Annotated in this window: 11 protein-coding genes; 1 reads left to right on the forward strand and 10 read right to left on the reverse strand. The window is 60.7% G+C overall.

Going from position 1 to position 9,490, the window contains the following annotated elements:
* Positions 1-57: 57 nt before the first annotated feature.
* The 3 genes from dnaG to rpsU all read right to left on the reverse strand — a co-directional run bounded on the left by dnaG (position 58) and on the right by rpsU (position 2,608).
* Positions 58-1,845, reverse strand: coding sequence for a DNA primase (dnaG, locus tag AB5Y94_RS16605; RefSeq protein ID WP_368206194.1), 1,788 nt, complete (start codon positions 1,843-1,845; stop codon positions 58-60).
* Positions 1,846-1,933: 88 nt separating this feature from the next.
* Positions 1,934-2,377 (reverse strand): GatB/YqeY domain-containing protein, encoded by a 444-nt coding sequence (locus AB5Y94_RS16610; RefSeq protein ID WP_368206195.1) that lies wholly within the window; start codon positions 2,375-2,377, stop codon positions 1,934-1,936.
* A 15-nt stretch (positions 2,378-2,392) separates the two neighbouring features.
* A complete protein-coding gene (gene rpsU / locus AB5Y94_RS16615; protein ID WP_005309452.1) occupies positions 2,393-2,608 on the reverse strand; it encodes a 30S ribosomal protein S21 in 216 nt (71 codons plus the stop codon).
* 179 nt (positions 2,609-2,787) lie between these two features.
* Here rpsU and tsaD point away from each other — a divergent pair, with 179 nt between their 5' ends.
* Positions 2,788-3,801: a tRNA (adenosine(37)-N6)-threonylcarbamoyltransferase complex transferase subunit TsaD gene (gene tsaD / locus AB5Y94_RS16620; protein WP_017764738.1), complete on the forward strand. Its 1,014-nt coding sequence runs from the start codon at positions 2,788-2,790 to the stop codon at positions 3,799-3,801.
* An 84-nt stretch (positions 3,802-3,885) separates the two neighbouring features.
* On the opposite strand, the gene rpoS is transcribed toward tsaD, so the two are convergent.
* Genes rpoS through ispF form a run of 7 tightly spaced genes read right to left on the reverse strand, consistent with a single transcriptional unit; the run spans position 3,886 to position 9,443 of the window.
* Positions 3,886-4,869: an RNA polymerase sigma factor RpoS gene (rpoS, locus tag AB5Y94_RS16625; protein WP_005309444.1), complete on the reverse strand. Its 984-nt coding sequence runs from the start codon at positions 4,867-4,869 to the stop codon at positions 3,886-3,888.
* A gap of 47 nt (positions 4,870-4,916) precedes the next feature.
* Positions 4,917-5,972, reverse strand: a complete 1,056-nt coding sequence (locus tag AB5Y94_RS16630; protein WP_099360084.1) for a peptidoglycan DD-metalloendopeptidase family protein — start codon at positions 5,970-5,972, stop codon at positions 4,917-4,919.
* A 9-nt stretch (positions 5,973-5,981) separates the two neighbouring features.
* Positions 5,982-6,563: a YqaA family protein gene (locus AB5Y94_RS16635; RefSeq protein ID WP_026141142.1), complete on the reverse strand. Its 582-nt coding sequence runs from the start codon at positions 6,561-6,563 to the stop codon at positions 5,982-5,984.
* Entirely contained in the window at positions 6,560-7,177 is a 618-nt protein-coding gene (locus tag AB5Y94_RS16640; protein ID WP_005309437.1) for a protein-L-isoaspartate(D-aspartate) O-methyltransferase, read from the reverse strand. The genes AB5Y94_RS16635 and AB5Y94_RS16640 overlap by 4 nt, the downstream gene beginning before the upstream one ends.
* 4 nt (positions 7,178-7,181) lie before the next feature.
* Positions 7,182-7,928 carry a 5'/3'-nucleotidase SurE gene (gene surE / locus AB5Y94_RS16645; RefSeq protein ID WP_043170413.1) on the reverse strand — a complete coding sequence of 249 codons (747 nt, stop codon included), beginning with the start codon at positions 7,926-7,928 and terminating at the stop codon, positions 7,182-7,184.
* Positions 7,909-8,967, reverse strand: coding sequence for a tRNA pseudouridine(13) synthase TruD (gene truD, locus AB5Y94_RS16650; protein ID WP_368206196.1), 1,059 nt, complete (start codon positions 8,965-8,967; stop codon positions 7,909-7,911). Before truD ends, surE begins: the two co-directional genes overlap by 20 nt.
* Positions 8,967-9,443: a 2-C-methyl-D-erythritol 2,4-cyclodiphosphate synthase gene (gene ispF / locus AB5Y94_RS16655; protein WP_017783454.1), complete on the reverse strand. Its 477-nt coding sequence runs from the start codon at positions 9,441-9,443 to the stop codon at positions 8,967-8,969. The genes truD and ispF overlap by 1 nt, the downstream gene beginning before the upstream one ends.
* Positions 9,444-9,490 lie beyond the last annotated feature (47 nt).

Below are 9,490 nucleotides of genomic sequence, written 5' to 3' on the forward strand. Positions count from 1 at the left end.
CTTTTAATCCCGTCCATTCGGGCAACGGTATTCATATTGGGGTTAATCACTCAAATATCAAGCCCCACTCTCATTTCTTTTCTCAATCTGCACCTCTCTGATCAGCATCATCAGCTCCTGAGTTTCCTCAGAGCTTAGCCCTTCCTGCGCCACCTTGGCCTGCAATTCCTCGATGCGCTGCTTCAGGAACAGGTTGATGAAACCGACGAAAGTATCCTGCAATTCTCCCAGAATATCGGGCTCCTGGTCGAGCTTTACCTCTTCAAACAGATCGTGCATCGCCAGCTGGGCCAGGATCTCTCCCTCTTTGGTACCGCGCCAGTGTTCCAGCAGGATACCCGTTGTCACCCCGGGCTGAGTCAGGATCTGCTGATGCAGTTGCAGCAGGAACTGGATCCCCTGCAGACGCAGACCAGCCAGCTCAGGCATGGCCGGCAGCTCGGCGGTGATCGCCGGATATTGCACCATCAATGCCAACGCACGGCGCAGTGGTGTCAGCTTGGCCGCCTTGGGCTTGCTCACCTCGGCCTTCGGCTGGCTGTTGCGGGCAAACAGTTCGGCGATCCGCTGCTTGTTTTCGCCCCAGCGCATCATGCTGGAGAGCCGGGTGATCAACCCCTCGCGGGTAAAACCTTCCGGCACCCGGCGGATCAGCTCGGCGGCCTTGTTGGCCACTTCGAACTTGCCGGCCTCACCGGAAAGAGCCGCATCGCGCCCGAGACGTTCGAACATGAAATCGGCAAACGGCTGAGCCTGGTCGAGCAGCGCTTCGAACCCATCCTTGCCGATCTGGCGCACCAGGGAATCGGGATCCTCCCCATCCGGCAGAAACACGAACTTGAGTTCACGGCCATCCTGCAGATGGGACAGCGCGTTATCCAATGCCCGCCAGGCCGCCTCACGGCCGGCATTGTCGCCGTCGTAACAGCAGACCACCTCGGCCGTGGTGCGAAACAGGGTATGGATATGGTCGCTGGTGGTCGCGGTTCCCAGCGCCGCCACCGCATAATCGATGTCGTACTGGCCGAGTGCCACCACATCCATATAGCCCTCCACCACCAGGATCCGACGCGGATCCTTGTGCGCCTGCTTGACCTCGTAGAGACCGAACAGCTCCCTTCCCTTGTGGAAGATGGGCGTTTCGGGAGAGTTAAGATACTTGGGCGTGCCATCCCCCAACACCCGGCCACCGAAGCCGATGACCCGGCCGCGTTTGTCGCGGATCGGGAACATGATGCGATCGCGGAAGCGATCATAGCTGCCCGGGCCGCTGTCACGGGGGATCAGCATGCCGCCCGAGATGAGCAACTGCTCGTGTTCCCGGCTGGATCCAAAGCGGCGACGCACCTGATCCCAGTCTCCGGGGGCATACCCGATGTTGAAGCGCTTGACCACCTCGCCAGTCAGGCCCCGACCCTTCAGATACTCCACCGCCTGCGGCGCGCTCTTGAGATTGCTCTCGTAGAAGCGCGCAATCTGGTTCATCAGCTCGAACAGATCCTTGCTGACAGCCGGTTGGCTATTGCTGGCTCCCCCCGCCGTTTGCTCACGGGGGACCTGCATGCCATGCAGGCTGGCCAGCTCTTCGATGGCATCGGGAAACTCGAGCCCGTCGTACTCCATCACAAAGCCGATGGCATTGCCGTGGGCACCGCAGCCGAAACAGTGATAGAACTGCTTCTCCTGACTGACGGTAAACGAGGGGCTTTTTTCGTTATGAAAAGGGCAGCAAGCCTGGTAGTTCTTACCGGCTTTCTTCAGTCGCACACGGGAGTCGATCAACTCGACAATGTCTGTGCGTACCAGCAGATCATCGATAAAGGATTGTGGGATCCTGCCTGCCATAACCGTCCTGTTTCATTGCGTAGAAAATAAAAAAGCCGCGCATTCCTAGGGAAGCACGGCTTCTTTGACCAAACAAGAGAGTTGCCTGTTACGCCAAGCGGGTTTTCACCTGCGCACTGACGGCGCCGACATCGGCACGCCCCTGAATGTTCGGCTTCAAGACAGCCATGACTTTGCCCATGTCAGCCATGACGGCAGCACCACTTTCAGCGATGGCTTGCTCAATCAGTGCTGCAATCTCGGCTGCGGTCAGCTGTTGCGGCAGGAATTCCTGCAGCACAGCGATCTCGGCGGACTCTTTGTCGGCGAGATCCTGGCGACCGGCGGCCTCGAATTGACTGATGGAATCACGGCGCTGTTTGACCATCTTGGTCACGACAGCGAGGATATCCTGATCATTGAGCTCGACACGGGTGTCAACTTCACGCTGCTTGATTTCAGCCATCAACAGACGGATCGCGCCCAACCGCTGCTTGTCTTTGGCAAGCATGGCGAGCTTTTGCTGATCCTTGAGTTGATCCTTCAGAGACACGGCATGATCCCTTGATTAGTACAGGCGGATACGACGTGCGTTTTCGCGGGACAGCTTCTTGGCGTGACGCTTAACGGCGGACGCTTTGGCACGCTTGCGAATGGTAGTCGGCTTCTCGTAGAACTCACGGCTACGAACTTCGGACAGGATACCGGCTTTTTCGCAAGAACGCTTGAAGCGACGCAGAGCAACGTCAAACGGCTCATTTTCACGGACTTTGATTACTGGCATGTGCCTTTCACCTCAGTGATAAATTGTTAGCTGACCTTCAATCGATCAGCATGTCTTAAAATGGTGCGAAATTATACTCTGGACAGGGAATGAAAGTAAACCCGCAGAGATCGCTCTGGTTTAAAAAACCCGCGAAGGTTACCATAGCCGTCTCATTTTAGCAGTGAAATTTTTTAGCAATGCGTGTATTGGGCATAGAGACATCCTGTGACGAAACCGGGATCGCGATCTTCGACGATCAAAAAGGGATCCTTTCCCACCAGTTATATAGCCAGGTCAAGCTGCATGCGGACTACGGCGGCGTCGTTCCCGAGCTGGCCAGCCGGGACCATGTGCGCAAGACGATCCCCTTGATCCAGGCGGCGTTGCAAGAGGCCGGACTGGGCAAGGATGACATCGACGGCATCGCCTATACCGCGGGCCCGGGTCTGGTTGGCGCCATCCTGGTGGGGGCCACCATAGGCCGCTCGCTGGCGATGGCATGGAACAAGCCGGCCATCGCCGTGCACCACATGGAAGGCCACCTGCTGGCGCCCATGCTGGAAGAGAAGGTTCCCGAGTTCCCCTTTGTGGCGCTCTTGGTCTCCGGCGGCCACTCCATGCTGGTGCGGGTCGACGGTATCGGCAGCTATCAGCTGCTGGGCGAGTCTATCGACGATGCCGCCGGCGAGGCGTTCGACAAGACCGCCAAGCTGATGGGTCTGGACTATCCCGGTGGTCCGCTGCTCTCCCGCTTGGCTGAGAAAGGCCTCAAGGGCCGCTTCACCTTCCCGCGTCCCATGACCGACCGCCCCGGGCTCGACATGAGCTTCTCCGGCCTCAAGACCTTTGCCGCCAACACCATCGCAGCCAATGGCGACGACGAGCAGACCCGTGCCGATATCGCCAGAGCGTTTGAAGACGCGGTGGTCGATACGCTGGCCATCAAGTGTCGCCGCGCCCTGAAGGAGACCGGTCTCAATCGCCTGGTGGTGGCCGGCGGCGTCAGCGCCAACCGTCACCTGCGCGCCCAGCTGGCCGAGCTGATGGAGAGCCTCAAGGGGGAAGTGTTCTACCCACGTACCGAATATTGCACCGACAATGGCGCCATGATCGCCTATGCCGGCATGCAGCGCCTGAAAGCGGGCGTGTTCGAGCCGCTGGCCGTGAAGGCCGTGCCGCGCTGGCCGCTGGATACGCTGGATCCGGTTTGATCCTGAGGATCCTGCCGACATGAAAAAGGGGCCTTGGGCCCCTTTTTGTTTTGCCTGGTAAGCATCTTCGCTCACTCGCAGCAATTAGTTGGTACGGAACAGCGCCTCGATGGAGAGCCCCTGCCCCAGCAGGATCTCCCGCAGACGGCGCAGTCCCTCCACCTGGATCTGGCGCACCCGCTCCCGGGTCAGGCCAATCTCGGCCCCCACGTCTTCCAGGGTCGCCGGCTCATAGCCGAGCAGACCGAAGCGACGGGCCAGCACCTCACGCTGCTTGGGATTCAGCTCTTCCAGCCAGTGCACTATGCTGGCGCGCATGTCGTCATCCTGCGACTCCAGCTCAGGGCCCATGCCACGCTCATCAGAGAGCACATCCAGCAGCGCCTTGTCGCGATCGCCACCAATCGGGGTATCGACCGAGGTGATCTTCTCGTTGAGCTTGAGCATGCGGTTCACATCGTCCACCGAGCGATCGAGCGCCTGGGCAATGTCCTCAGCGGTCGGTTCATGATCGAGGCGATGAGAGAGTTCGCGCGCGGTGCGTAGGTAAACGTTTAACTCCTTGACCACATGAATGGGCAGACGAATGGTACGGGTCTGGTTCATGATGGCCCGCTCTATGGTCTGGCGGATCCACCAGGTGGCATAGGTGGAGAAGCGGAAGCCGCGCTCCGGATCGAATTTTTCGACCGCGCGGATGAGACCGAGGTTGCCCTCTTCGATGAGATCCAGCAGCACCAAGCCGCGGTTGTTATAACGACGGGCGATCTTGACTACCAGTCGCAGGTTGGACTCGATCATGCGCTTGCGGGCGGCTTTGTCGCCCCGCAAGGCACGGCGAGCATAATAGACTTCCTCTTCAGCCGTGAGCAGGGGGGAGAAACCAATCTCCCCGAGATAGAGCTGGGTGGCATCCATCACCTTGTTCAGTTCAGGTGCCATCAGCTCATCGGAAATCGTCTCTTCGGCCTCGGCCGCAACTTCCTGTATCTCTTCTTCTTCCTGACTCTCCAGCTCTTCGTCGAACTCTAACTCTGCATCCTGCATTACCAGTTGTTCTTGGCTCATGGCGTGTCTCCCTGACCTGCACCAGAGTAAGACTTAACTCTCTGGGTCTAACGCTTTGGCAAATGGCTCATCGGGTTGATCGACTTGCCTCTGTACCGGATTTCAAAGTGCAATCGCACATCCGGCGCGTCCGTGCTACCCATGTTGGCAATGACAGATCCGCCCTGCACCGAATCCCCTTCCTTGACCCGCAGCTCATCGTTGTGAGCGTAGGCTGAAAGGTAGTCATCATCGTGCTTGAGGATGATCAGCTTGCCATAACCCCTTAGTGCGCTACCCGCATAGACGACCTTGCCGCCGCTCGCCGCGTAGATGGGTTGCCCCTTCTGGCCGGCGATATCTATGCCCTTGTTCCCCTGTTCTGCAACAGAGAAACCCTCGACGATCCGGCCTTTGGTCGGCCAGTGCCAAGAAAGTCTCGACTGAGGCTTGTTGTCGTTTTTTTGTTCTTTTGCCTGAGCGTATTCTTTTGAAGATGGCTGAGCAACGGTTTTTTGTTTGATGAACGGAGTGGTCGTACCTGACGTTGCCGGAGCCAGGGGTTTGGGACCACTGCTCTGGCTGACCACCGGAGCAGTCACCGGCGAAGTCGCCGCCACCATCTGGCCACTGGTCGTCCCGGAGGACTGCACGTTCAGCACCTGTCCCACCTGAAGGGCAAAGGGGGCCCTCAGATTGTTGTTCTGGGCCAGGGTCTGATTCGACATGCCGAACTGGCGACCAATGCTGCTCAGGGTATCACCGGGTCGAACCTGATAGGTGCCCGCGCTGCGTGCCACCGCCATGGTACTGCCGGAGGCGTCGAGCCGGATCTGCTGACCCGGATAGATGTTGTAGGGAGGGCTGATGCCATTGAGGCTGGCCAGCGAGGGCACGTCATTGCCCGAGTTGAAGGCGATGGAGTAGAGCGTATCCCCTTTCTTCACCGTGTAGCTGTTGCCCTGAATGGTGGGCTGGGCTGCCATCTGGCGCGCCGGAATGGTGGAAACAAGACCGTCATTGCCCAGTCCCTGGACGGGGGCGGCGGTCTTGCTGGAAGCGCAAGCAAGCAACAGCCATGACAACACGACGACACTGCTTCCTTGCCAAATACGCGAACGCATAGTGGATCCTCAACGACTAAACCAGAAATAGGCCACGACGGCCAAACCAATACAGAGCCAACCCAGCACATCCACATAGTGCATCAGCTTGCGCTCCATCTTTTCGCCACCCCAGCGCATCAGACCCGCCACCAGGAAAAAGCGCATGCCACGCCCGATCAGCGAGGTCACGATGAAGGGCAGCAGTGCCATTTGCAGCAGACCGGCCGTGACGGTAAACACCTTGTAGGGGATCGGCGTGAAGCTGGCAATAAAAATCACCCAGATACCCCACTGCTGAAACCACTGTTCGGCCACGGCAATCTTCTCCTCATAGCCGACCGACGCAACCAGCGGCTGGACGACAGGCTCCCACAGGGCATAGCCGAGCAGGTAACCCACCAGGGCCCCCAGTACCGAAAACAGGGTGGCGAGCGCGGCATAGTGCCAGGCCCGCCGGGGTTTGCCGAGCGCCATGGGGGCCAGCATCACATCCACCGGGATGGGCCAGAACACCGACTCGATGAAGGCGGTGATCGCCAGATACCAGGGGGCATACTTGTGGCGCGCCCACTGCATCACCAGCACATAGAGGCGGGAAAACAACTTCACTCGACATCTCCGTCAATCAGGGGAACAAAACGAACCGGCTCCAGGATCCGGCTGGTGAGCTGGGAGCCCGACCGCTCGATCAGCTGCAGGGTCTGCTGACTATCCCCCACCGGCAACACCAGCCTGCCACCGTCGGCCAGCTGGTCGGTGAGGGCCGTCGGCACCTCGCTGGCGGCCGCCGTGACCAGAATGGCGTCAAACGGTCCTTTATTGGGCCAGCCCAGCCAGCCATTGCCGTGCTTGGCGGAGACATTGTGCAGATCGAGCTGGCGCAGCCGGCGCCGGGCCTGGAACTGCAGCGACTTGATCCGCTCCACCGTGTAGACGTGCTCCACCAGATGAGCCAGCACCGCCGTCTGATAACCCGATCCTGTGCCAATCTCCAGCACGTGGGCCGGATTGTTCTGGATCAGCAGCTCGGTCATGCGCGCCACCATGTAGGGTTGCGAGATGGTCTGGCCGTGACCGATGGGCAGGGCCGTATTGTCCCAGGCCTTGTGGGCCATGGCTTCATCCACGAACAGCTGGCGCGGCACCTTGGCAATCGCCGCGAGTACACGGAAATCGCGAATGTCCTGCGCGATCAGCTGGTTTAACAGGCGCTGTACTATCACACCTTCATCCCTGCAGGTCCAACCAAGCCCCCAGCCCCGCCAGACTGCTGTAGGCAGTCATATCGATGGTCAGGGGGGTGATCGAGACGTAGCCCTGCTCGATGGCGGCGAAATCCGTGCCTTCTCCCGCATCTTGCTGGCTGCCTGGGGGGCCGATCCAGTAGATGGGCTGACCGCGAGGATCCTCGGTGCAGATCACCGACTCCGCCCGGTGGCGGTTGCCAAGGCGCGTCACCCTGATCCCCTTGATCTGGTCGAGGGGCAGGTCGGGCACATTGACGTTGAGGATCTGATCGGCAGGCAACGGGTGCACCATCATGCCTTTCACCAGCAGGGCCGCGTAGTGGGCCGCCGTGGAGAAATGGGTCTTGCCTACCAGCGAGATGGCCAGCGAGGGGAATCCAAGGTGGCGCCCCTCGGTCGCAGCCGCCACCGTGCCCGAGTAGATGACGTCATCCCCCAGGTTGGCACCGTGGTTGATACCGGCCACCACCATGTCGGGTTCCGGACGCACCAGCTCGTTGACGGCCAGGTGCACGCAATCGGTCGGCGTTCCCTTCACCGCATGATATCCGGTTTCGGCGATGCGGGTGACCCGCAGCGGTACTTCCAGCGTCAGGGAGTGACTCGCCCCGCTGCGATTGCGATCCGGCGCCACCACGATGACCTCGCCACAGGCGGCCAGCGCCTCGCTGAGGGCACGGATCCCCTCGGCATGCACACCGTCGTCATTACTGACCAGAATTCTCATCGGACTGATTCCTGAAACCATGATCGGCCTCTTCGGCCTGCATTAACTCGCGCACCACGCTGGTGGCAAACGCCCCGGCCGGCAGGAAGAACGACAGAGTGAGCACGGCCCCTTCCAGCTGCCAGCTCATGGCCTGCGGCTTGAGCAGCAAGGGACGGCGATCCTGATCCAGCCCCGCCTTCTCCAGCCCCTCGCACCACTCGTGATAAGGCGCCAGCACCGCCTGCTCGAACTCGGCGGCGGCGCCCTGGCTGGCAGAGCGACCACGTCCCCACTGGGGCGCGGTGAGCTGCACGTCGCCGGAGGCGAGACGCGCCTCCAGCTCGGGCGTCACGCTCTCTTCGCTGAAGATGGAGTGGCTGCCTTTGAGCATCACGCAGTCGCCAGCCAGCAGCTGATGGGCCAGCCCCTGCTCGATGCGGGCGCTGACGATGGCGTTGAACAGCATGCTGCGAGCGGCGGAAAGGTAGAGGGAGCGCTTGTTGCGATCCTTGATCCGCTTGCCGGCGAACATCGCCTTGGCCGCCTCCAGGTTGTTGCCACCGCGGCCGAAACGCTGCTCGCCGTAGTAGTTGGGCACGCCCTGATCGGCGATGGCCTGCAGGCGGGATTCCAGCCCGTCGGCCTGCTCCAGCGCGGTGAGGTGCAGGGTGAAGTGGTTGCCCTTGAGATAGCCGACCCGCAGCTTCTTGTTGTGGCGCTTCACCTGCAGGATCCGGATGCTGTCGCTCTCGATGACCGAGAGGTCCGGCTCTGCCTTGCCAGGCAGGTGGATACCGAACCACTGTTCGGTCACCGCGTGGCGATCTTTCAGCCCGGCCCAGGTCACCGCATTGCGGGCAACCCCGGCCGCATCGGCCAGCAGGCCCGCCACCCAGGCGGTGTTCTCGCCGGTTTTGCGCACCTGGACGAAGATGTGCTCACCCTCGCCGCAGGGTTCAAACCCGAGATCTTCATTGACCACGAAGTCGGCGGCTTGCGCCTTGAGGATGCCGCGGGCAGTGGGCGCCCCGTGCAGGTAGGCCAGTTGTTCGAGCATTATTGTTTCACCAGTAAGACGACGGCTTCGGTGGCGATCCCTTCCTTGCGCCCCGTGAATCCAAGCTGTTCGGTGGTCGTCGCCTTGACGTTCACCCGGTTCAAATCACATTGCAGATCGGCGGCCAGCACGGCACACATGGCGTCGATGTGGGGCGCCATCTTGGGCGCCTGGGCGATGATGGTCACATCCAGATTGCCGATGGCATAACCCGCCTTCTGCACCCGCGCAAACACGTCACGCAACAGGATGCGGCTGTCGATGCCCTTGAATGCGGCCGCGGTATCGGGGAAATGGCGGCCGATGTCGCCGGCGCCGATAGCCCCCAGCAGGGCATCGCTCACCGCATGCAGCACCACGTCACCATCGGAGTGAGCCAGCAGGCCCTGTTCATACGGCACCGCTACCCCGCCCAGCATGCAGGGGCCAACCCCGCCAAACTTGTGTACATCAAAACCATGTCCAATCCGGATCATGCCAGCTCCTCTGTGGGTGAATCGGGTCGCGCCGGCCGGCGCGCGTC

Origin of the sequence: Aeromonas sp. s5 (genome assembly GCF_040907865.1) — a bacterium.
GTDB lineage: Bacteria > Pseudomonadota > Gammaproteobacteria > Enterobacterales > Aeromonadaceae > Aeromonas > Aeromonas dhakensis.

Coding starts and splice junctions, on each gene's coding strand:
- surE (WP_043170413.1), bottom strand. CDS start 7,928: ATGAGAATTCTGGTCAGTAATGACGACGGTGTGCATGCCGAGGGGATC.
- rpsU (WP_005309452.1), bottom strand. CDS start 2,608: ATGCCAGTAATCAAAGTCCGTGAAAATGAGCCGTTTGACGTTGCTCTG.
- truD (WP_368206196.1), bottom strand. CDS start 8,967: ATGCTCGAACAACTGGCCTACCTGCACGGGGCGCCCACTGCCCGCGGC.
- dnaG (WP_368206194.1), bottom strand. CDS start 1,845: ATGGCAGGCAGGATCCCACAATCCTTTATCGATGATCTGCTGGTACGC.
- rpoS (WP_005309444.1), bottom strand. CDS start 4,869: ATGAGCCAAGAACAACTGGTAATGCAGGATGCAGAGTTAGAGTTCGAC.
- ispF (WP_017783454.1), bottom strand. CDS start 9,443: ATGATCCGGATTGGACATGGTTTTGATGTACACAAGTTTGGCGGGGTT.
- tsaD (WP_017764738.1), top strand. CDS start 2,788: ATGCGTGTATTGGGCATAGAGACATCCTGTGACGAAACCGGGATCGCG.
- AB5Y94_RS16630 (WP_099360084.1), bottom strand. CDS start 5,972: ATGCGTTCGCGTATTTGGCAAGGAAGCAGTGTCGTCGTGTTGTCATGG.